This window comes from Clostridioides sp. ES-S-0010-02 (assembly GCA_020641055.1).
Lineage (GTDB): Bacteria > Bacillota > Clostridia > Peptostreptococcales > Peptostreptococcaceae > Clostridioides.
On sequence record CP067345.1, the window covers coordinates 2,389,519 to 2,414,800 of the forward strand.

The following is a 25,282-nucleotide window of genomic DNA, read 5'->3' on the forward strand; positions in this document are numbered from 1 at the left end:
TATAAAAAACTAAAAAACGTTTCTTATATACTCTAATAATTTTAATTTACTATATTCTATTATTTCCCAGCCTTCATAGCTCTAATTTTTAGTGGTAAAGTAAATAAATTAATAAATCCTTCTGCATCTTTATGGTCATAAAGTTCACTATCTCCAAAAGAAGATATTCCTTCATCATAAAGTGCATTTTCAGTAAATATTCCAGCAGGTTTTATATTACCTTTGTAAAGTTTAACTTTTACTGTCCCTGTAACATTATCTTGAGTTTGTTCCATAAATGCATCTATAGATTCTCTTAATTTACAGTACCATAATCCATTATAAATAAGCTCTCCATATTTGTAAGATATCATTTGCTTAAAGTGTAGTGTGTCTTTATCTAAAGTAGCACTTTCTAAAATATTGTGTGCTTCATAAAGAATTGTTCCTCCTGGAGTTTCATATATACCTCTTGATTTCATACCAACAAGTCTATTCTCAACTATATCTATAACTCCAATTCCATGCTTACAACCTAACTCATTTAATTTATGAATTAATGCCACTGGAGATAATTCTTCACCATTTATCTTTTTAGGCTCACCTTTTTCAAAATAAACCTCTACATATTCAGCTACATCACATGCATCCTCAGGGTCTACACATTGTTTATATACATCCTTTTTATGTTCATTTTGTAAATGTTCTATGTCTCCACCTTCTGTTGATACATGCCAAAGGTTAGCATCTACTGAATATATTTTAGCTTTAGTTGCTGTTACTTTTATGTTGTGTTTCTCAGCATAATCTATAGCATCTTCTCTTGATTTTATATCCCATATTCTCCAAGGAGCTATAACTTTTATAGTTGGGTCAAGGGCTGCAATTGTAGCTTCAAATCTAACTTGGTCATTACCTTTTCCTGTACATCCATGGCATATATATTTTGCTCCTTCTTTATGAGCAACTTCAACTAATTTTTTAGCTATTATAGGTCTTGCTAAAGAAGTTCCTAATAAGTATTTTCCTTCATATTTTGCTTCTGCTTTTACAGCTTTAAATATAGTTTCCGTCACAAACTCTTCACTTATATCATCTACATAGGCTTTTGATGCTCCACTTTGTAAAGCTTTTTCATAAACATCTTCCATTTTATCTTCTTGACCTACATTTCCACAAACAGCTATAACTTCTATATCTTCATAATTTTCCTTTAACCAAGGTATTATAATTGATGTATCAAGTCCTCCTGAATATGCTAATACTACTTTTTCCTTCATTGTTAATTCCTCCCAATTTTAAATTATAATTTTATATTTTTTATTTTTTAATAGAAACTCTTAATATTTAATGACTTTAAAAATATAGATTCTTATAAAATCATTTTAATACTAAAAAAACCCCTCAGTATTTTTAAATACTAAGAGGCGAAATATCCGCGGTACCACTCTTATTGATAAACTTAGCTAATCAATCAGTAAATGTATAACTACTAAATACATATTAGTAAATAAATATATTAAAAAACGCCTCTTGGAAAAACCAAGAGACGAAATATATCCGCGTTACCACTCTAATTGATAAGATAAACTTATCCACTCTTTCTCTTAAGGCGAGATTACCTACTAACATACTAAATTCAATTAGCATCCTCCAAAGTTCTTTTCACTAATACTTATTTGCTAAGCTTCCACCATCCTCAGCTCTCTATAAAATACATAAAAGTTACTCTCTTTTTCATCGGATTTAAATATCAAATTTTTTAGACATCTCTTATAGAATATATAATAGTTTATTTTTCCATTTATGTCAACTATATAATTTATTTTCTTTTTAAAATATTTTCTCTTTAAGCTTACTCATATTTTACTTTCCAAAGGCATAGTCCTTTAGCTGGTGCGGTGTCTGATGACTTGCTTCTGTCTTTCGACTCAAGCATATGCTTAACATCTTGTGGTGCTTTTCTTTTAAGGCCAACATCTATTAATGCTCCTACTATTATTCTTACCATATTATATAAAAATCCATTTCCCTCTATATATATTTCTACAATATCATCATTTTCTTTTATATTTATTGAGTAAATTTCTCTTACATTAGATTTTTTCTTAGACTTAGAAGAAGCAAAGCTAGTAAAATCATGTTCTCCTATTAAATACTCACTTGCTTTTCTCATTCTATCTAAATCTAATTTTTTACTTATGTGTGCAGCATACTTTCTCATAAAAGGACTGTGATATTTATTATTATCAATCTTATATAAATAAGTTTTTGATTTTACATTGTATCTTGAATGAAATCTTTCATCAACTTCCTCAACAGTTTTTACAACTATATCCTCTGGCAAATATTCATATAGATATTTTTGAATTTTATCTACTGAATCCATACAATTTGTTTTAAAGTTTATAACTTGACCTCTTGCATGTGCTCCCATATCAGTTCTCCCAGAACCAATTATCTCAATAGTTTCATTGGCCATTTTACTTAAGACAGACTCAAGCTTTTCTTGTATAGTCATGTCATTATCGCCTAATTTTTGATAACCTTTGTATCTTGAACCATCATATGCTACTATCATTTTTATATTTCTCATCTTAATCCTCTTTCTAAGAATTTATGCCTGTTTAGCAAATTTATTTTTTATATTAAAAGTTATTTTTGTTCCAACATTCTTTTCACTTTCTATTTTCATTACTCCACCATGAAGTTTTACAATTTCATTACTAATTGCAAGACCTAATCCACTGCCAGCCTTGTTGTAATCCTCTTGGAAAAATTTATCTAAAACTTTATTTAAATTTTGCTTTTCTATACCTGAACCATTATCTTCAACTGATATAGTTGTTATATCTTCATCCTGAGAAGCTACAACTTTTATGTAACCACCCTGACTAGTGAATTTAAATGAATTTTGTATTAAATTTATAAGAACTTGTCTTAGTCTATTTTTATCTCCTTGGATATTTTCTATGAATTCATTTTCAAATTCAAATAAAAGTGATATATCTTTTTCAGCTGCTTTAACTTTCAACTGATTTACAACCCCAACAACTAATCCTTCAACATCAACTATATCAATATGAAGCTTTATCCTATCAGAAGAAAGCCTTGAGAAATCCAATAATTCTTCTACCAACTTTATAAGTCTTTCTGTCTCATCTTGTATAATACCTAGACCTAAATCTAACTCTTCTCTAGTTATACTTTCATATCCTAATGTTTCACTCCATCCCTTTATAGATGTAAGAGGGGTTCTCAACTCATGAGATACAGAAGATATAAATTCTTCTTTCAATTTTTCACTCTTATCAATTTCATGTGCCATATGTTCAAATGTCTGTGCTAAATCACCAATTTCATCATCTACAATCTTCATATTTTCCAATTTTATATTGTAGTTTCCTACAGCTAATTCGTTTGCAAACTTCTTTAGCTCTCTCAATGGTTTTATAAGAGTCTCAGCAAATTTGAGACTTATTAATATAGCTATAATAAGTATAAATATTCCCGCCAATATAAGCCATGTAGCTTGCTTTAATATGGCGTTATCAATTCCATCTAATGAAACAGTATATCTAACAACACCTTCTATAATATTATTTACTTTGAGTGGTAAGGAGATGCTCATGACATGCTCTCCTGTATCTGGTATTTTATAAGTATATGGTGTTAAATTTTTAGTCTTTACATCTCTTAATGCATTATCTACATCTTCATAATTTGCTTTTTCTTTACTTTTAAATCCATATTGGTCCAATATAACATTTTTATTCTTATCTATTATCGAAATCCCAAATTCTGAATTCTTTGTTAATGGCTGTTTATCAAAAATATTTTTAACTTTTTTCTCAAAGCTTGTAGTTTCCATTGTAATAGCATTATATTCATCAGCGTATTTTATTTCAGATTCAAGTAACTGTTTAACAGAATCATAGTAATAGTTTTGTATATAAAACATGAATAGCCCTTCAAACAGAGTTACCATTATAATAATTATTATAAAATAGTTTTTTATTACTTTTTTTCTCAGACCTTCAAAATGTAACACTATTATTCTTCCTTTCTAAAACAGTATCCATAACCCCAAATAGTTTGTATATATTTTGGTTTTGATGGGTCATCTTCTATTTTATTTCTTATCCTTCTTATATTTACATCTACTATTTTAAAATCATACAAATAATTAGTTCCCCATACCTCATCTAATATCTGATCTCTACTTAATGATTGTTTAGCATTTGATATCAAATATTTTACTATTGAAAATTCTGTTGGAGTAAGTTCAATCTCTTTACCATTCTTAAATAATTTTCTTTTATCTATATCAAGTATAAATGGTGGCGAGACTATCTCACTTGACTTAACATTTGAATCATCTTTTGCAACTCTTCTGATAAGAGCAGAAACCCTAACTAAAAGTTCCTTTATACTAAATGGTTTTATGATGTAATCATCTGCTCCTGAAATAAATCCTTCTATTTTATCATCTTCTTGAGCTTTTGCAGTAAGCATTATTATCCCAACTTGATCAAAATTTTCCCTTATAAACTTACAAACCTCTATCCCACTTATATCTGGAAGCATTACATCTAAAAGAGCTATTGTAATATCACTTTCTGTTGTCATTTTTTCTATAGCTTCTCTACCAGTACCTGCTTCAACTATTTCATAGCCTTCTCTTTTTAAGTTTATACTGACAAAACTTCTAATTCCAATTTCATCTTCTAGTATAAGTATTTTTTCCTTCATAAAATAAAACCTCCAATTGAGTGTAATATTAACCATATATTAATGAGAAATACTCTTTTAATGCGTCTATCGTAATATCTAACTTATCCATTTCATTTGCATCATTTATAGTTAGTAAAAAAGTATATTCATCGCTTTCTTGAAGTACAATAGAATTTTGTGTATTTGCACTTTTTCTATCTTCAAGTTTATTTTTACTCTCTACTATTATATTAAATAAATTCTTACGTTCTGAATAATCAAAATAGTAAAATTTAAATACAGCTTTTTCCCCAACAAATTCTTGTTCAACAATTATTTTATCTACTAAATTATTTTGCATAAATAATCTAAAATTGTATTTATAATTATAGTATATCTGGCTTATAAATATTAATTTTGAATTAGAATCTTCTTTCCCATTCCATCTGTACCAACTTATATTAGCAGATGCTTTAGAGGTATAAGTATTTCTATTCCCTCCAGCAACTATAGGTATCTCTATAATTTTATCTTTATCAACATCATCAACAGGTATGTAATAAGGTTTAGTAATAGTTTTATCATAATCACTAAACACTTTTTGAATTTTATCATTTTTCATATATAATATCTGTGTGATATAATTATTTTCTTTTAACATGGGAATATCTAGTACAACACCTTTGATGGATGCAGCTGAATTTCCAACAGATGAAGCAACATTACCTAGAGTTATATATAACTCATTTAGATTTTTTACATTTTCAAATTTGACATAATCCTTAACCTTCATAGTTCCATCAAAATTTGCAACAGTTGCAAACATCTCATTAGTTTTATTATTCAAATGAAGCATTAATATATCTATCTTGTCATCTCCATCTATATAACCAATCTTTACCTTCATATCGTTAAAATCTTCTTTATTTTGAATCCAAGAAGCATCTAAATCGTATACTTTTGTGATTTCATTATCCCTTACTTTGTATATATGCATATTAGTTTTATCTTTGGATTTAACAAGTAAAATAACTTCCTTATATCCATCTGAATCCAAATCATAGAAATTAGCATATTCTATTGATTCTCCATTTTCTAAATAATGGTCTCCTAGTACATATTTTTCACCATTGTAACTTAAAGTTACAAAACCTACTTTATTAACATTATTACTTAAATCTTCTTTTTGCTCAAATACTACTAATTCATCAACTCCATCACTATTTAAATCTACCTTATTTATTTTTCCTACCTCTTTTGTATTAGAAGGCAATATCATAGATGAGTCTGGTTTTAGTAGCTGATCTATACCATCGTACAATACTTTTTTTGTATCATCATAGTTAGGTATCTTTGCCAATTGTTCTGGAGATTCAGTTTTAACATTACATCCAGTAACAAATAACATCATTAAGCCTGATACAATAATAAGCTTTAATAACTTCATTTAACCCCTCCTAATCCTACAATCTTAAATTTTTCTTTTTTCTCGCAAAAATCTCCTCACAATAGTTAGACGTTTCAAATCCTCATAAGGTTTTACTTATTTTAACAAAACTTTATATTTTGATAAAACTTATGATAAATATAAAATCTAATTATTATTTCTAGGAGGTTTAGGCCCTGGATATTGGAAAAAGTTAGTTTTTAGCATACCATTATATAATTTTCTCTTTTTAGCTGCTTTTTGTCCAAATTCATATTCAAATTCTTCATAGGAAGTTATCAGATAATATGACCAATTTTTTAACTTTCTAAATGCATAACCAAGCTCTTTATATAATTGTTTAACACTATCCTTATCTTCCAATCGTTCTCCATAAGGAGGATTGGTAACTATAAATCCAAATTCTTCTTCACTCTCAAACTCAGTTGCATCTCCTACATTGAATTCTATATATTCATCTACACCTGCTATTTCTGCATTTTCTCGAGCTATATCTATACATTCTGCATCTATATCATATCCATAAATTTTAAATTTAGATTCATTGTCTATTTTATTAAAAGCATCTTTTCTTACATCCCACCAAATCTTTTTATCAAGCGTTCTCCATTTTTCTGATATAAATTCTCTATTTAATCCAGGTGCCATATTTATACCTATCATAGCTGCTTCAATTAATATAGTACCAGAACCACACATAGGGTCTACTAAAGTCCTACCTGCTTTCCAAGGAGTTAAGTAGATAAGTCCAGAAGCTAAAGTTTCTCTTATCGGAGCTTTATTTGCTTTTTCTCTATATCCTCTTTTATGTAAAGCATCTCCTGTTGTGTCTATTGAAAGAGTTACTTTATCTTTGTGTATAAATACAAATATAGGGTATTTTTCTTTATCTTCTTTAAGCAAACCATCCTCTAAATAACTTTTCTTCAAGCTTTCTACAATAGCTTTTTTTACTATAGCTTGTACATCTGGTGTACTGTATAATTTTGATTTTATAGAAGAAGCTTTTGAAATAGGAAATTGAGCTCCATAAGGTATATATTTAGACCAATTTATCCTTTTTGTATTTTCAAATAATTCATCAAAGCTTTTTGCTTCAAACTCAGCAATCTTAAGATGTACTCTTTCTGCACATCTTAACCACATGTTTGATTTTGCTATCCCAAATTCATCAGTCTTATATGTTATTCTTCCATCTTCTGTTTTTATTATTTCATATCCCAAATTAGTAATTTCTCTAGCCAACATTTTTTCCATTCCAAAAAAACATGGCGATATTAATGTATAGTTTTTCATAAAACCTCCTGTTTCCTATATTAATTACAACGATTATTTATTTTTTAACCTATTTACATGTTTAAATTCATACTTCCCATTTGATATCCTGACATATCTAGTGTAACATATTTAAAGCCAAATTTTTTTAATTTAGTGTCAACTTTACTAAAATTGTTATTTTCAAAAAATTTACCTAATTCTTCCTGATTAACTTCTATTCTAGCTATATCTCCATGCATTCTTACTCTAAATTGAGAAAAGCCCAAATCAGATAAATATTCTTCACTTTTTTCTATTATCCTAAGCTTTTCATCTGTAATTTCAACACCATAAGGAATTCTGCTTGCCAGACATGCAAATGATGGTTTGTTAAAAGTTTCTAACTTCATATCTCTTGAAAGTAACCTAATTTCATTTTTCTTTAATCCACTTTCTTTCAATGGACTAATTACTTCTAGTTCATTTAGTGCTTTAAGACCTGGTCTATAGTCTCCTAAATCATCTACATTGGTTCCATCCACTATGTACTTTATATTATGTTCCTTTGCGACCTCTTTTATTTTAGTAAATATATATTTTTTACAATAATAACATCTTTCAACACCATTTTCTTTGAATTCCTTTAAATCAAAATCTTCTATTTTTAATATAATATGTTTAACTCCAAAATTTTTAGTATATTGTTTTGCTTCTTCTATTTCTCTATTTGAGTGCATCATTGCATGAATAGTTACAGCTATAACATTATCTCCTAATGTATCTCTTGCTACTTTAAGTAAGAAATTACTGTCAACTCCACCTGAATAAGCAACTGCCACACTTTCTAATCCAATCAATTTTTCTCTTAATTTTTCTAACTTTTCTCTTTCCTTCACTAAATCTACCTCCATATCAATGAAATATGAACTCTAAAACTATTCTTATTTTTTACATACTTAATGATTATAACATATAAAGTATATATTTAAAAAATTAGAATAACTTTTAAATATATTAATTATAATATTAAAGTACTTTTATTTATATCTTTACAATTTAAGCATATTGCTGTATTACACTATATAAAAACAAAACAGTGTAATACAGTAATATACTTAAAAGCCATGAAGCCTAAATAGCCTATCTTCATGGCTAAGTTCACGATTTTATTCTCATATAATTACTCTTCTTATCGATATAATTGTAAATTACAAAAAGATACTATCATTAAAAATGTTTTAAAAACTTAATACTTATAGTTTACAGAGCTCTATATCAATCCCACCAAAAAAGCCATATGGTAGAATCTTGTATTACCTCTTTTAGAGCTCTTAATGTCTCATATCCTTGTACAATAATATCTTCACAGTACAAGATTAACTCTATGCATAGGTTATTGAACATTGTATTGTCACTAGGTATATTTTTTGAAAAATATTGGACTGTGTCACATCCAATTGCTATTGGGTATGCTCCATAATTTTCGTACCAATATTTTGCAACTGCTATATGCTCTTCATCACTAGGACAATCGTTAAATCCACCAATTGGTATATATGCAAATACTTCATAAGGTTTAGTTGTTGGAACTTTAGCTATGTAAACTTTGTTATTTTCTTGAAATATATCTATATTTGTAATTGGGTTAAAACTTTTATAATCACAAAAAATATCTTCTGACTCTATGAGTTCCTTTACCACCTCTGAAATTTCACTCTTCCTACACTTGAAAAATTCATTTACATCAATTTCATTATATTTTTTCAGACAATGCTCTTTGTAGTTCTCAAGAGAACCATACTCTTTATTGACAATATCAATGTTTTCTTTTAGCAATCCTACCTTTTCATCGATAATTATAATTGGTGTATATCCTTTTTCTTTTCCATCTTCTATCATTGTCTCCAATAAATTGTCAATATCAATCTCATTGTTCACAGGAACACATTCAAAACCATATAAATCTTCAATACCCATATTTATCTCCTATTCTTTTTAGATTTAATTCTTTTGAAAGTTTTCTTTTTTTGTTGTCAAATTTTTAAATACTATTATTATTTGTAAAACTATAAGTAGAGGTATAATTTATAAAAAACATTCATATTAAATAAATTTTCATTTAATTTTTTGTATAAATATAACGTTTTTATGACAATATCCTCATATAAATATAATATCACAAAACAAATGTTCATGGTTAATAATAAGTAATTTTGTAATAATTCGTTGTAATATTATGTTATTTTAAATAAAATAAATGATATAATTTGTATAAGAAAGGATATATTTATTTACATTAAATTTATTTGAGACAAGGTCAATGTGAATTTTTTTAATAGTAACAAATATCCCCAAAATAATAAATAATATTAGACTTTATGTATAGTATAAATTCTAATAAATCACATGCATGTTTGCAAGAATTAATAGATTAAAATCAAGATTTAGATTTAATAGTACTTTTATGTGAAAAGATATGTATTTATTTAATATATTAAACTCAGAAAGTACAAGATTCTACTATCTAATAGCTAATAATTCTATTGATATGCTTTTAATCCCAATACTAAAAACACTTACATAGAGACTAGAAATGTACTTTTCTAACTTGTAATTAACAGTAATTACTATGTATAAATTTTAACTGCATTGAGAAAATAGTAGAATAATATACCTGTAAAATTTATTAGAGTTGTATATTCACGTGTATTTCTTATTATTTATGTATAACAAAAGTAAATTTAATACATAAATTTATAGGTGTACCAATTAAAAATTTTAACTAATACACCCATTGATTTCTATTCTTCCTTTAATAAAATATCTTTCCATACATCTTCTTTAAACCCTAATAGTACATTTTTACCATCAAATAGTAGTGGTCTTTTAATAAGCATACCATCACTTACTAATATTTCTAGCAGTTTATCATCTGACTCAGTCTTTACTACATCTTTAAGACCTAATTCTCTATATTTCATTCCACTTGTATTAAAAAACTTTTTTATATCATATCCACTAATATTATAAATTAATTCTAATTCATTTTTAGTTGGTGGATTTTGAACCATATCTATATCCTCAAATTCCAAATTATTTTCTTTAAGCCATTTTTTTGCTTTTTTAACTGTAGAACATTTTGTATATCCATATAATTTAATCATTATAGTAAAACTTCCTTTCTAATTTTTTATCTCTATATTTACATTTTTATACCCATAATATGTATATTATAATCAAGTTTTATCATAAATACGATAGAACAGTTCAAATTTTCTAGCATCAATAGATACAGTCTTAGTTATATTAAAATCTCCATATTTGCTTTCATTAAATTTATAATTGCTACTGTTGATGATAAATTCTTCCTCCTCATACTTTTTCTTTAGCTATTTTGGTGTGAAGTATGGTATTTCTATAATTTTAATCTTACATTATACATTTTTTGAATTTGTATACATGTAAAAGCCGTGACAGTTTGATATCACGACTTTTTTACCACACAGTTAAATTAAATTTTAACTGCTCTAATATATCAAAATTTATATTTTTCATTGTAAAAGTCAGACAAACAATCCTTATTTTTTTATAAAATTTCAATATAAATTCCGTTTTTAAAAATTTAAACAATTTTTTCTTTTATTTGAATATCCTCAACTATACCATCTTTTATACTTATAATCTTATCAGCAACACTATTTGAAAATACAACATCATGTGTAATTATCAGTATAGTCATGCCTTTATCTTTAAGCCTATTCATTATATTTACTACTTTTTGAATAGTATCAATATCAAGTGCAGAAGTAGGCTCATCAAAACAAAGAACTTTTGGCATTAATGCACAAGACCTAGCTATTGCAACTCTTTGTTGCTGTCCTCCTGACAACTCAAATGGATATGAGTTCAATTTTTCTTCCAAATCAACTAGTCTCAAAAGTTCTTTAGCTCTATTTTCAGCTTCCTCTCTAGGGACTTTAAAAACATTAACTGGAGATTCAATTATATTTTCAAGGACAGTCATATGAGGAAATAGATTAAAGTTTTGAAAAACCATACCTATTTTACCACGTATTTTTGCCATGTCTTTCTTACTTTTTATTATTTCATTATCTATTATAATTTCTCCACTATCAAATTCTTCAAGACCATTTATACATCTTAATATTGTGGTCTTCCCTGCACCAGATTTACCAAGCAAAACTCCAATCTGACCTTCTTCTAGTTCAAAAGAAATATCTTTAAGCACTTTATTTTTTTTAAATGATTTATTTAAATTCCTGATTTTCAACATATAAAAAACCTCCTCCTATAATTATTGTAGCTTTATCTGTAATAAGAATATTTTTTTTCAAGTAATTCAAATCCCTTAGTAAGTATAGCTACAAATATAAGATATATTGCTCCTGCCTCAAATAGTGGTAACAAACTTGCTTCTCTATTCATTGCTATTTGAGATATTCTTAAAATATCATTTAATCCTAATATATATACTAAAGATGTATCTTTTACTAATGTAATTACTTCATTTGAAATAGGTGCTAGTATTCTTTTAAAAACTTGTGGAAATATTATTCTCTTGTACATCGTAAATTTGTCAAACCCTAGTACTTTTGAAGCTTCATATTGACCTCTATCTATTGATTGTATTCCACCTCTAAATATTTCTGCAAAGTATGCTGCATAATTTAAGAAGAAAGCTACTATTCCAGCTGTAAATCTGTCAAATACAATTCCTATAAGAGGTAAACCATAGAATATGACTATCATTTGTAAAAGTAAAGGTGTTCCTCTCATTATTAATATATAACATTGTGTAATACCACTTATTAATTTATTTTTTGATAATCTTAAAAATGCAACTCCAATCCCCAATGGAATTGATACTATTAATGTTATACAAAACATTGCTATAACTATTTCTAAACCTTGTAACATGCCTTTAGTGCCCCCTTCTTAACAGCTAACTTATCTCTTATTTAAACCACTTATCATAAATTTTGTCAAAAACTCCATCTTTTTTCATTTCTTTTAATGTTTCATTTATTTTTTTACAAAGTTCTGGATTTTCCTTAGATGTTGCTACAACATAATCTTCTAATCCAAAATCTTCTTTTAATACTTTATATTTATCTTCACCTTTTTGTCCCATATAGTATCTAATTAAAACTTCATCACCAACAACTGCGCTAGTTCTACCTATCTCTAAGTCTCTAAGTGCTTTATCGTAAGTATCATAAAGAACTGGTGCTCCACCCTTTAAGCTATTCATAAAATCTTTATCTTTTTCTACTGCATCAAGAGCTGTTGAACCTTGTTGAGTTCCAACTTCTTTATCTTTTAAATCAGCTTTTGTATTTACTTTTGAATCACTTAAAGTAACTATTATTTGTTTATTTTGTAAATAAGGTTCTGTATATGATACTATTTTCTTTCTCTCATCTGTTATAGAATATCCATTCCATAATACATCTACAGTTTTTGAATCATTTAACTCTGTTTCTTTCATTGACCAATCTATTGGTTGAAATTTAACTTCCATTCCAAGTCTCTTAAATGTCTCTTTTGCTAAATCAACATCAAATCCCACTGTTTCTCCTTTTTCATCTAAAAATCCCATTGGTACAAATGTATTATCAAATCCTACAATTACCTCTTTTTTTGATGCATTTGAAGCATCTTTATCCTTTTCATTATCTGATTTTGAGCAACCTGCCATTCCACTTACTAAACCTAACATAATTGTAAATAATCCTAATTTTTTTAATATATTTTTCATAATATTCTCCCTCGTCTTTTAAATTTTTAAATTTTAAATATTTTGATTATTTCAGAAAAAATGTATCTATTGCAATATAATTCTCTGCGCGCTTAAAAAATTATATTAAAAAACTCCCGTCTCTAGCTATTGCTAGAGGACGGGAGTTAAATCTCGTGGTTCCACCTCTGTTCATTAATGCCTCACGACACTAACCTCTTTAAGTACAATAAAAATTATACTCTAGCACTATAACGGATGCAAGGATACCGGGAAACTCCTAGTAAAGTATTTTTACTCTTTCAGAGTCCTGCTCAAAGATGTGTTCAAAGTAAAATCTATTGCTCCTCTCACCAATCGGAAACTCTCTGTTTAAGATTACCTACTTTTACTATTTCTTTTCATCGCATTTAATGTTGTTTTGAATTCTTATTTATGATATTGATTTTATATCATAAGGCAATATCTGTCAATATATATTTTAAAATAAATATAAAAATCTAATTCCAAGGTACAACTTCTACCTCACCATAGCATCGTTCTACCAATCTATTAGAATACTCTCCTTTATATCCCAAAATAAAAAGCAAAACAAGCTCAATATATCTTGTTCCTATTGAAATGATATTCCAAATGTCTTCAACTTCTAGTGTAGCTCTATGAGCTTTTCTACTTGGATGAACTATACTATTTCTTAAATAAATAACTAAATCTATTCCATCATCAAACTTCTTTTTTATCATGCTATCAAATATGTCTAACTCATATTTACCATATGGTATCTTACATATATCAAGTAGAAGTCTGATATTTTTAGATGCCAAATTATGGTCAAAAGTTTCATCTGTAAGCACCTTATTTTGCTCTACCAGCACTACATATGACAAAGTTTCAAGTGCAATCTGTACAGATATTATATTATTTTCCATAGTCACACTTCCAAGAGACTCTATATACCAATCAACGACACTCTTTATCGCAGAACCATAATAAAAATCTTCTAATTTTTTGCACATGAGACTTATATATTTTTCTATATTATGATAATTCGACAGCGTATCTGACCATGTTGGTACATATCTAAAAGGTGTTATTTGATTTTCATTCCAAATTCTATAAACTTCATTACCATTTCTATATCCTTTTGCCAAACAAAATCCAACATATCTGCCACACATAAAACTCAAGGCTGTTGCTATTCTATCTAAAAGATTTATTGTATTATTAGTTCTAAAAATTCTACCATCTTTTCTTCTAATCCTACCTATATGAGTTATTATTGCACCAGATTTAGACTTTAAATCTGACTTCAATTCTTTTCTATAATCATACCGTTTATCTATAGTAACAACATAATCATTTATATCAAATTCAATTCTACCTGCATATACCTTATCATTGTATTTTATAAGTTTTCCAGGTATTTTATCTAAGTTTATTATATTAAAATCTACATGTTCAACATAAGAGTTTTTAGATTTTATACAATCATCATTGATATATCCTTCTATCACAAAATCACTTAGAGTGTTTATTGTTATAGAAATAATCTTATAACCATAGACTTCAAGAATAGCATTATCATAGTCCAAAACTAAGTTCTCATCTTCATTTTCTATATCTTCAATGCAACCTATATCTGCTTTAAAACTTATGGATATTGGAGGTGTCATTTTATAATAAATTTTTCCATTACATCTATATTTCTTATCTAAATATATACAAAATCTACCTTCATAGATACTAATATCTTCATTGATACCATAGCTTAAATATTCTGATGTTATAGAATCATCAATTTCTTTCATTTTTATTCCCACCTTTGCTTTTGTATAATAACATGGGGATTTCATTTCTTTTTTATTTAGTAAAACCCAATCTATTATATAATTCAATATATTATTTTTATTAATTATGTATTTTATAATTTCTTATAAAAACAGTATCATTCTAGTATCATCGTTTGTTAGAGACATTATGTATTTTATAATTTTTTATTTATTAATAATACCTAAAATAGATTTTAAGAAATCATTTTATTACCATAGCTTTTATTCATTTAGATATTATCATTCATATATGTACATTGTCAAAGAAAACATTTAATTTATTAAATATTTTCTTTAACAATATATTATTATAATCTTATAAATAATATATTTAATAAACTGAATCTATTTCATTAAATGATTTTTCAAAATAAAAATGGCAGCTTTAATTTGTTATTTCAAAACTACCATTAGATTATGTATATTTTCTTTTAACATATAAAGCTTTTACTCATTACAACGATTTTTACTACGTTTATTTAGTCTATATATTCAAAATATTATGGCACTCATAAAATTGGAACCCAAAATTCAATCAAACTTTTACCATCCTTATCAACTAATTCTCCATATCTCGCAAAATCATATTTAGCATTTTCATTTAACTGGCATGTTGACTGAGGTAACCATTCTTTATAAGCATAATCTACAACAGGTTGTAAGCTATCTTCTCTCTTTGCTTTAAAGGTAAAAACTATATTTTGCACATTCACCTATAACAGAAAAACCTAGTCGTGTATTTCCTTTATAGCCTACTAAAAGAATTTTGTCATTTTCAACCATTTTAACTTCCATTATTCTATCACCTCTCAAAGTTTCTTTTCCATCAACAGTAAACTTTAATTGTACAGGATGAAAATCTCCTTTTTTTCTAAATGATTGTGGGCTACATTTAAACATAGCCTTAAATCCAATTGTAAATGATTGTTGTGTTTCATATCCAGCAAATAGTGAAATTTCCATAATTGGCTTATCTGTAAAAATTAGTAACCTTCTAGTATGATTGTACCTAATTCTGTCTTAGCTATTTTCACATTTCTTGCTATTGTCAAAAAAAATTAATCACTAATAATGATGGCAACCCGTAAAATTTGGATAATATATCATTACTCAAGGTTAGATAATGTATTTCTTATGTCCTTTTCTACTAATGACTTCATATTATCATTATAAATATTTATATCTGCATTACTTAATTCCGCTCTTATACGATGAATAAGTTGTTTCTTATACTTTATGATATTAGGTAATGACTGAATAAAATTTCTCGATACAGAAGGCTTTTTATCCACAATGTGACTTAGTATACTATCTATATTCATTTCAATTTTATTATCAGTATCCCACTTAGCATTTGCAACTATTAACAACAATCCTCTTGTACGAATATATGAACTTTCATTATTAATCATTTCTAGAAAATAATCAAAAAAACAGTATGTAATGTTTGATTTTTTACTTTCATTTTCTAGAAATAAAAAAGTTTTATATGCTTCAGTATGATTTTTTGAACATAATTCTTTAATAAGTAAATCAATATTTTCCAATATTTTCATCTCCTTTGTAACAAATATTTATTTAAGCTGAGTATAACATAACAAAAAATAAATAGAAATAATTGCGATACCTATATAAATATTATCTGTTAATCAAGCTGATTTACATCAATGCATGTTAATACTCAATTGTCATTTAAATTCTGTTAATAAGTAATATAATTTTTTTCTAAATTATACTAGCAAAAAGACGCTCCTTTCTGAGCGTCTTCATAATATAAAAATCTAATATTCTTTTAAAGTTCATTGCGTTTTATTTGTAACTAATAAGTTATATAATAAATAGACTTAATAAATATATTATATAACTTATATTTATTATAGTTCCTTTTTTAAAGTTTCTTTTAAAGTATCATATGCAAAATCCATTATCTCTCTACAAGCAACTAAATCTTTCTTTAAGTCTATACATAACTCTGAACCATACTCATTTCTTACTGTTGTTGTCAAATCTTTAGCATATGCTTTAGCTTTAGTACTTTCACCCTCATGGTTTCTACCTCTTACATATCCAATTATTATATTTGAGGCATTTACTGCACCACATAAACTAGCAACTCCACAACCTGAACCTAATCCACTACCTAAACAAACTGGTATATCTGTATTAAACTCTTCATTATATGCTTTTATAACTGACTCTGCACAATTAAACCCTTTTTCATGGTATTTTGATGCTATAACTTTATTGCACATTAAAACTCCCCCTTATCAATGTAAATTAAAAATCTCTTCTAACATAATTATATCAAATATTAACAAAAAAATCACTTTTAACCAATTTAACTATTTTCTTCTAAATCTAATAGTATTTTTTTTAAGTCAGAATGATTCCCCATATATCCACCAATATTATTTTTACCAACAACTCTGTGACAAGGTATTATTATTGGAATTTTGTTGCTTTTACTTGCTTGTCCAATTGCTCTAACAGACTTTGGATTATTTATATTTTTTGCTATTTCTGAGTATGAGAGTGTTTTTCCATAAGGTATTTTTAACATTTCTTCATAGACAGACTTTTGAAATTCAGTACCATCAACACGTATTTTCAAATCAAATGTTTTTCTTTTTCCATTAAAATAATCATCTATCTGATTTATTGCCTCTTTTAAATCTTCTTCACTTCTTTTTATATCTATTCCTTTTTTAATATATTCTTCTTTTAAATTATTAAATTTTTCATCTCCTATATCTAAACTAACTACAAAACCATCTTCACTCAATATGTACAAATTTCCTATTTTAGACTCATAAACATCATATACTAAATTCATATAACGTCCCCCCTTTTATATTAGTATACATATAATTTTTCAAGTAATAAAGAGTTACCCTAAAAAATAGAGTAACTCTTTTTATAATTGTTATACAATAGAAATTTATTTAGATAGCTATAAATTTTCAATATGTGAAACATTAATCTTCTATATTTTTAAAAGCTTTAGAAAGCATAAGTTTTATCCTGTTAAGCTGATTCACCTCGCTTGCAGAAGGGTCATAATCAATAGGAATTATATTTGCATTCTTATATAATCTTTTTAATTCTTTTATAGAACCTTTACCAATTATATGATTAGGTAAACATCCAAAAGGTTGCATACAAATGATATTTTCCACACCTTCATTCAACAATTCAACCATCTCACCTGTTAAAAGCCATCCTTCTCCAGTTTGATTTCCTAATGATACTACTGGTTCTGTATTTTTCGCAACTGTTTTTATATTTCCTGGAGCGTAAAATCTTTTACTTTTATCAAGTGCTTTTTTATATACTCTTTGGTATATACTTGTTATGTATATAAAGGCTTCTCCTATCATTCTACTTTTTCTACTTCCTTCTAAATGAGTGTGTTTATAAATAGTATTAAACGCACAACTTAAAAAGAAATTTGTAAGGTCTGGTACAACTGCTTCAGCACCTTCTCGCTCTAATATATTCACTAGATTATTGTTTGCAATTGGATGAAATTTAACTAATATTTCTCCAACTAAACCTACTTTAGGTTTTTTAATATCTAATATCTCTAGGTTATCAAACTCATTTACTATCTCTTTTATGTTTTTAGTAAATACAGAAATTTTAGCTTTGACTAGAGATTTTTACATATATCAACCCATTTTTCATATAGAGTATTTGTACTTCCAATAACTTTCTCATATGGTCTCACTCTATAGAGTACTTTCATCAATAAATCTCCATATACAACAGACATAAAAAGTCTATTGATTAATTTTAGAGATACATTATCCATTATCCCACTATCTTCTATTCCATTTACACTAAGTGCAATAACTGGAACATCTTTAAACCCTGCATCATACATAGCTTTTCTTAAAAATCCAATATAATTTGTAGCTCTACAACCGCCACCAGTTTGAGTTATTGCAACAGATGTATTATTTAAATCATATTTTCCAGACTTTAATGCTGTTATTAATTGACCTACTACTATTATAGCTGGATAACAAGCATCATTATTTACATACCTCAAACCTTCCTCAATAACACTACTATCTGTATCTTTTAAAATTTCTATCTTATATCCACTCAGATTTACAGCTTCTTCAAGGAATTGAAAATGTATAGGTGACATTTGTGGTGCTAATATAGTATGTTTGTTCGTTATTTGATTATTCTTTGCATACTGTATTCTATCTACTTTCATATTTTTTACATCTATATTTTTACTTTCTCTCTCAAACATAGCTGCTTTTAAAGACCTCATTCTTATCTTTGCAGCTCCCAAATTATTACCTTCATCAATTTTTATAATAGTATATATTTTAGATTTTTCATTAAGTATTTCTTGAACTTGGTCTGTAGTTACTGCATCCAAACCACACCCAAATGAATTAAGTTGAACCAATTCTAAATAATTTTTATCTCTTACAAAACTAGCTGCTTTGTATAATCTTGAATGATAGACCCATTGGTCTACAACTCTAAGTGGTCTTTGCATATTTGCTAAGTGACATATAGAATCTTCAGTAAGTACTGCCATGTCTAAAGAATTTATAAGCTCTGGCATTCCATGATTTATTTCTGGATCTATATGATATGGTCTACCACATAATACAATTCCCTTTAAGTTTCTCTCTTTTATCTCCTTAAGTGCTCTTTCACCTGCTGCTTGCATCTCCATCTTAAATGAATTTTGTTCATCAGTCGCTTTATCAACTGCATGATTAATTTCTTCCTTAGTTATATTTATACCATTAAAACGTCTTGATAATTCCTCATGAAGTCTCTTTTTCAACTTTTCCTTATCATTTAGACTTATAAATGGATTTATGTAATTTATATTTTTGTTTCTTATATTTTCCACATTATTTTTTATTACTTCAGAATAGGATATTACGACAGGACAATTATAATAATTATCTGCACTTAAATCTTCTTTATTTTCATTGGTTACACTAGGATAAAATATATTCTTTATTCCTTTTGAAATTAAATTTTCTATATGACCATGAACTAATTTCCCAGGATAACACACTGTTTCAGAAGCAATGCTAGTTATACCAGTTTCATATAATTGTTTTGATGACCTATCTGAAAGTACAACTCTAAATCCCATATCATTGAAAAATGTAAACCAAAATGGATAATCTTCATACATATTTAATACTCTTGGTATTCCTATCTCTCCTTTTTTTGCTTTATCTTTTTCTAATGGTTTGTATTTAAAAATCCTATCATATTTATACTTAAATAGATTTATGGGGTTTTTCTTTTCTAAACCTATCTTTTTATCGCCATAAATAGCTTCTCCCTTCTCACATCTGTTTCCTGAAATAAAAATTTCATTATCAGAAAATTTGTTTATTGTAAGAAGACAATGATTTGAGCATCCTTTACATCTAATTACACTTGATTCTAATTTTATACTATTCAATTCTTCTTTAGATAATAAAGATGTTTGATATCCACTTTCATACTTCTCTCTAGCTATAAGAGCTGAACCAAAAGCACCCATAATTCCAGAAATATTAGGTCTAATTACATTTTTGCCAATTAACCTTTCAAAACTTCTAAGTACTAAATCATTGTAAAATGTTCCACCTTGTACAACAATATTATTTCCAATCTCATTTAAATCTCTGATTTTTATTACTTTAAATAAAGCATTCTTTATTACAGAATAAGATAAGCCTGCTGATATATCTCCAACACTTGCCCCTTCTTTTTGAGATTGTTTTACTCTCGAATTCATAAACACAGTACATCTTGAACCTAAATCGACAGGGCTTTGAGAATAGATACCTTCATGTGCAAATTCTTCGATTGTCATAGATAAAGAACTTGCAAATGTCTCTAAAAATGAACCACAACCTGATGAACAAGCTTCATTTAATATTATATTATCAATTACACCCTCTTTTATTTTTAAACACTTCATATCTTGACCACCAATATCAAGTATAAAGTCTACATCTTTATTAAAAAATTTAGCAGCTTTATAATGTGCTATAGTCTCTATTTCTCCATTATCTATTTTTAATGCTTTTTTAATAAGTCCCTCTCCATATCCAGTTACAGTTGAACTTAAGATTTTAACGTCTTTTGGTAATATATCATATATTTCATTTATGACCTTGATTGTTGTTTTTAGTGGATTCCCTTCATTACTATTATAGTAAGAATATACTAGATTCCCATCTTCATCAATAAGCGCAGCCTTAGTAGTAGTAGAACCTGCATCAATTCCTAGATAACAATTTTTCTTAATTGAATTTATATCTACATAATCTATTTTTTCTTTTTCATGTCTTCTTAAAAATTCTTCATACTCGTTTTTATCTTTGAATAAAGGTTCTAATAAATTTACTTCTCCATCTTCAATATTTTTTATATTGTCTAGTTTTTCTATTAGAGATTTAAGTTTTATACTATCTTCATCTACTGATAATAATCCTGCTCCAATAGCAATATAAAGCTGTGCATCTTCTGGGAAAATTACATTTTCATCTTTTAAATTTAGTACTCTTTTAAAAGCTTCTCTAAGTTCAGATAAAAAATACAATGGTCCACCTAAAAATGCAACATTGCCTTCTATTTTTCTTCCACAAGAAAGAACACTTACTGTTTGTACGACAACTGCATTAAAAATACTCATTGCTATATCAGTCTGCTTAGCTCCATCATTTATAAGAGGTTGAATATCTGTTTTAGCAAAAACACCACATCTTGAGGCTATTGGGTAAATAACATTGTAGCCTTTAGCTAATTCATTTAAACCACTAGCATCTGTCTTTAAAAGGGAAGCCATTTGGTCTATGAATGCTCCAGTGCCACCTGCACATATACCATTCATTCTTTGATCTATTCCTCCACTTAAATAGGTTATTTTTGCATCTTCTCCTCCAAGTTCTATAACAACATCAGTTTCCGGATGGAAATATTCTATTGATTTTGTACTAGATATAACTTCTTGGACAAATTTTACCCCAAGTTTTTTTGAGATTCCAATTCCTCCTGAACCAGTTATTATAATGGTTGCATTTATATCTCCCAATTTTTCGTATATTCCATTTAGTACTTCTTTAACTGATTTCTTCACATCAGAATAATGTCTTTTATATTCTTTATGAACTATATTGTTATTATTAAGTACCACAACCTTTACTGTTGTAGAACCTACATCAATTCCTATATGAAATAATTCATCCATTGTACCCCTCCATACTTATATGCTTTTTTAATTTTTGTAAGTTCTATGGCTTTATTTTAAGTAAGTTATTTTATAATTTTTATGATTAATATTTTTATTTTATGATTCTTTTATTAACCAAGCTTACTCTACTAGGTAATTTCTAATAATACCTTTAAATTTTAAATAAGAACATATAGTTAGTGTACTAAATTTTGTCATAAATTTCTACAGATTTTTGTTACTTTTTACATAAATATAACTTAACTCTAATACCAATTTAATGTTCGTATATTATAAAATATCTTCATTCAAAAAAATGGTTGTCAGTACACAATTCCTTATTGCATATAGACAACCATTTTTTTGTATATTATTTTTATTTTAATTACTTCTATTTATCATATTTATGATATGAGCATAAATATAAAGTGAGCTGCTGCTCCTGCACATAAACCACCTATTGTATGAGAAAGAATTGCTTTTCCAGCTAATTGTCTAGCATTTAATGCATCCATCATACCAATATGTGTACTTAAATATCCACTCCAACACATACCCATTGCTGTAAATACTGCTATATCATTAGGAGTTATAGCTCCTGATTTTATAAATTCTGGAACTAAAGACATTGCCGCTCCAACAGCTCCTAATGAAGTTATAGGGAATGCTATTGCTTCTGGTGATGTAAATCCAAATAATGGCTCTAATATAAATCCAAGCTTATCCCCAAGAACTGGAAGTAATTTTATTCCTTCATATGCAGCTCCTGTATAAACCTCTTGACCTGTAGCAGGGTCTGTAGATGGTCCAAAAGTTAATAGCATAACTAATGTACATACTACTAGGACACCAGGGATTATAGCCATTCCCATATCTACACCCATCTTACCACCTTCAAGAATAGCATCTAGGCCTCTTTGGAACACATTTCCTTCTCTTATTTCTCTAAATTCAGCTTTTTTCTCTAATGTTCCTGCTGCTTTATCTTCTTCTGGATTATAGTTATAGAACTTCTTAGTAAATGTCAACATTATTCTAACACTTACAACACTACCTATTACTGCACCTAAGTTACCAATCAATGCTGGCAATACATATTCTGTACCTTGAGATATCATAAACGTTGTTAAGATAAGTCCCATACCAAAAGCTGTTCCTAAATTACATAGTGCTGGAACTTGATATTGTTTAAAATACTGTGTGAATGTTTTATCTTTAGCAAAAGGTATAATAGCTGGATTATCTGATAAATAAGTTGTTATAGCCCCTGCTATACTAGCACCAGGTAATCCGTATAAAGGCTTCATAAATATAGCGAAAATTTTATTAATTAATGCTATTACTCCAAACTCTGAAAGTAGTGCGCTTAATGCGCCTGCAAGAACTGCCATAGCCATAATTAAGAAAACTGTCTCTAATAGTAAAGCATGTGCTGTACTCATTATTACTTTAAACATCATTCCTGCGCCCATAATACTACCAACATAGCCAAATCCAACTATTAGTAATATTATGAAAACGAATGTCTCCATGCTTACTGCCTTAACCTGTCTCCTGTCTGTTAACTTCTCCATTTTGAATCATCCCTTCTTTTCTTTTGTTGTAAAGCTTAACAAAACCTTTTCTCTTTTTTAATTATACTTATAAATATTACTCTTTGCAACTTTATTTGTCATTTTTTTATCATAAATAAAATGAAAACCAGTATTCCAATAATAAAAATTTTTCAGATTTCTGCAAGTTTTCGACATATTATCTTTCATATATAAAATGATACAATTTCTTACTAAATAGATATAACCTCCTCTAACGACCTAATATCTAATAACAAGTTGTAACTTATAACTTTTATATTAATCAAAAAAGATTATGAAAAATTTTTTCCTTCAATATTTTTCATAATCTTTTTTTCTGTTTTTATAAATTTTTTTCAAAAATTTTTTTTTAGTTATGTATTATTTTAATTTTTCAGCTATATATTTTACTAAATCAACAGTTCTTGAGGAATATCCCCATTCATTGTCATACCATGAAACTACTTTGACCATATTATCCTCTATAACCATTGTGGACAGAGCATCTATGATAGATGATCTTGAATCGCCTCTATAATCTATAGAAACAAGTGGTTTGTCACAGTATCCTAAAACACCCTTTAATTCTCCTTCAGCAGCTTCTTTTAATACAGAATTCACTTGCTCAACTGTAACGTTTTCTTTAAGTTCACATACTAAATCAACAAGTGAAACTGTTGGTGTTGGCACTCTAAGTGAAAAACCATTTAATTTTCCTTCTAATTGTGGTAATACTCTTGACACAGCTTTTGCTGCTCCTGTAGTGGTAGGTATTATAGATTCAGCCGCTGCTCTCGCTCTTCTCAGGTCTTTGTGGCTCTTATCTAATATTCTTTGATCGTTAGTATATGAATGTACAGTAGTCATTAAACCTTTTACTATACCAAATTTTTCGTCCAATACTTTAGCAAATGGTGCTAGGCAATTTGTAGTACAAGATGCATTTGAGATTATATTATGCTTTTCATTATCATATTGTTCTTCATTAACTCCAACAACTATAGTTATATCTTCATTTTTTCCTGGAGCTGTTATTATTACTTTTTTTGCACCTGCTTTAATGTGTTTTTCTGCCTTTTCTCTTTGTGTAAATAATCCTGTTGATTCTATAACTATATCAACCCCTAACTCTTTCCATGGTAATTCTTCCGGGTCATTGTATCTCAGTATTTTTATTTCTTTAGAGTTTACTATTAGTGTATCTTCATCCTTTGCTTCTACCTCACCTCTAAAAGTTCCGTAACATGAATCATATGTAAATAAATGTGCCAAAGACTCTGTTGTTGCTCTTGCATTTATGGCTACAATTTCTATATTATCTCCTAATTCTTCTTGAGCTATTCTCAACACAGCTCTTCCTATTCTTCCAAATCCGTTCATTCCTACCTTAATTTTCATTATGAAATGTCTCCCTCCATTACTATGTTTTTACATGATTATTGTACACTAAATAATTCATTTGTTCAATACTTTTTCTAGATTAAATAATTAAATTCTGTGTTTTTTTATTGT

At 27.6% G+C, this 25,282-nt stretch carries 18 protein-coding genes, 2 pseudogenes and 2 other annotated features; all 20 genes and pseudogenes read right to left on the reverse strand.

Translation table 11 applies throughout. The features are described 5' to 3' along the window. Positions 1-59 precede the first annotated feature (59 nt). A complete protein-coding gene (locus JJC01_10995; protein UDN56717.1) occupies positions 60-1,259 on the reverse strand; it encodes an argininosuccinate synthase in 1,200 nt (399 codons plus the stop codon). Between the two features lie 262 nt (positions 1,260-1,521). Then, positions 1,522-1,729 (reverse strand) — a binding site (T-box leader). Between the two features lie 105 nt (positions 1,730-1,834). Then, positions 1,835-2,575, reverse strand: coding sequence for a tRNA pseudouridine(38-40) synthase TruA (gene truA / locus JJC01_11000; GenBank protein UDN56718.1), 741 nt, complete (start codon positions 2,573-2,575; stop codon positions 1,835-1,837). Between the two features lie 21 nt (positions 2,576-2,596). Then, positions 2,597-4,030 (reverse strand): HAMP domain-containing histidine kinase, encoded by a 1,434-nt coding sequence (locus JJC01_11005; GenBank protein ID UDN56719.1) that lies wholly within the window; start codon positions 4,028-4,030, stop codon positions 2,597-2,599. 2 nt (positions 4,031-4,032) lie between these two features. Continuing rightward, positions 4,033-4,731, reverse strand: coding sequence for a response regulator transcription factor (locus JJC01_11010; protein ID UDN56720.1), 699 nt, complete (start codon positions 4,729-4,731; stop codon positions 4,033-4,035). A 28-nt stretch (positions 4,732-4,759) separates the two neighbouring features. After that, positions 4,760-6,139, reverse strand: coding sequence for a hypothetical protein (locus JJC01_11015; GenBank protein UDN56721.1), 1,380 nt, complete (start codon positions 6,137-6,139; stop codon positions 4,760-4,762). 147 nt (positions 6,140-6,286) lie between these two features. Next, on the reverse strand, positions 6,287-7,435 hold the full coding sequence (locus tag JJC01_11020; protein UDN56722.1) for a class I SAM-dependent RNA methyltransferase: 1,149 nt from the start codon (positions 7,433-7,435) through the stop codon (positions 6,287-6,289). A gap of 53 nt (positions 7,436-7,488) precedes the next feature. Then, on the reverse strand, positions 7,489-8,307 hold the full coding sequence (larE, locus tag JJC01_11025) for an ATP-dependent sacrificial sulfur transferase LarE (protein UDN56723.1): 819 nt from the start codon (positions 8,305-8,307) through the stop codon (positions 7,489-7,491). Positions 8,308-8,671: 364 nt separating this feature from the next. Next, on the reverse strand, positions 8,672-9,373 hold the full coding sequence (locus tag JJC01_11030; protein UDN56724.1) for a DUF4253 domain-containing protein: 702 nt from the start codon (positions 9,371-9,373) through the stop codon (positions 8,672-8,674). An 824-nt stretch (positions 9,374-10,197) separates the two neighbouring features. Beyond that, positions 10,198-10,560 (reverse strand): arsenate reductase family protein, encoded by a 363-nt coding sequence (locus tag JJC01_11035; GenBank protein ID UDN56725.1) that lies wholly within the window; start codon positions 10,558-10,560, stop codon positions 10,198-10,200. Between the two features lie 458 nt (positions 10,561-11,018). After that, positions 11,019-11,690 (reverse strand): amino acid ABC transporter ATP-binding protein, encoded by a 672-nt coding sequence (locus JJC01_11040; protein ID UDN56726.1) that lies wholly within the window; start codon positions 11,688-11,690, stop codon positions 11,019-11,021. 32 nt (positions 11,691-11,722) lie between these two features. Continuing rightward, complete coding sequence (locus JJC01_11045; protein ID UDN56727.1) at positions 11,723-12,334, reverse strand: amino acid ABC transporter permease; 612 nt, start codon at positions 12,332-12,334, stop codon at positions 11,723-11,725. A gap of 37 nt (positions 12,335-12,371) precedes the next feature. Continuing rightward, entirely contained in the window at positions 12,372-13,175 is an 804-nt protein-coding gene (locus tag JJC01_11050; GenBank protein UDN56728.1) for an amino acid ABC transporter substrate-binding protein, read from the reverse strand. A 132-nt stretch (positions 13,176-13,307) separates the two neighbouring features. Further along, positions 13,308-13,568, reverse strand: a binding site (T-box leader). Between the two features lie 86 nt (positions 13,569-13,654). Beyond that, positions 13,655-14,962 (reverse strand): hypothetical protein, encoded by a 1,308-nt coding sequence (locus JJC01_11055; protein ID UDN56729.1) that lies wholly within the window; start codon positions 14,960-14,962, stop codon positions 13,655-13,657. Between the two features lie 530 nt (positions 14,963-15,492). Next, positions 15,493-15,997 (reverse strand): annotated as a pseudogene (locus JJC01_11060) (AraC family transcriptional regulator). A gap of 92 nt (positions 15,998-16,089) precedes the next feature. Further along, positions 16,090-16,530: a SufBD protein gene (locus tag JJC01_11065; protein ID UDN56730.1), complete on the reverse strand. Its 441-nt coding sequence runs from the start codon at positions 16,528-16,530 to the stop codon at positions 16,090-16,092. Between the two features lie 327 nt (positions 16,531-16,857). Further along, positions 16,858-17,235, reverse strand: coding sequence for a C-GCAxxG-C-C family protein (locus tag JJC01_11070; protein UDN56731.1), 378 nt, complete (start codon positions 17,233-17,235; stop codon positions 16,858-16,860). Positions 17,236-17,321: 86 nt separating this feature from the next. Next, positions 17,322-17,816, reverse strand: a complete 495-nt coding sequence (locus JJC01_11075; GenBank protein UDN56732.1) for a methylated-DNA--[protein]-cysteine S-methyltransferase — start codon at positions 17,814-17,816, stop codon at positions 17,322-17,324. Between the two features lie 142 nt (positions 17,817-17,958). Continuing rightward, positions 17,959-22,214 (reverse strand): annotated as a pseudogene (locus JJC01_11080) (2-hydroxyacyl-CoA dehydratase). A gap of 386 nt (positions 22,215-22,600) precedes the next feature. Then, positions 22,601-23,770: a hypothetical protein gene (locus tag JJC01_11085; GenBank protein ID UDN56733.1), complete on the reverse strand. Its 1,170-nt coding sequence runs from the start codon at positions 23,768-23,770 to the stop codon at positions 22,601-22,603. Between the two features lie 381 nt (positions 23,771-24,151). Next, the gene (gene gap / locus JJC01_11090; GenBank protein UDN56734.1) at positions 24,152-25,168 is read right to left on the reverse strand and encodes a type I glyceraldehyde-3-phosphate dehydrogenase; all 1,017 of its coding nucleotides are present in this window, start codon (positions 25,166-25,168) and stop codon (positions 24,152-24,154) included. Positions 25,169-25,282 lie beyond the last annotated feature (114 nt).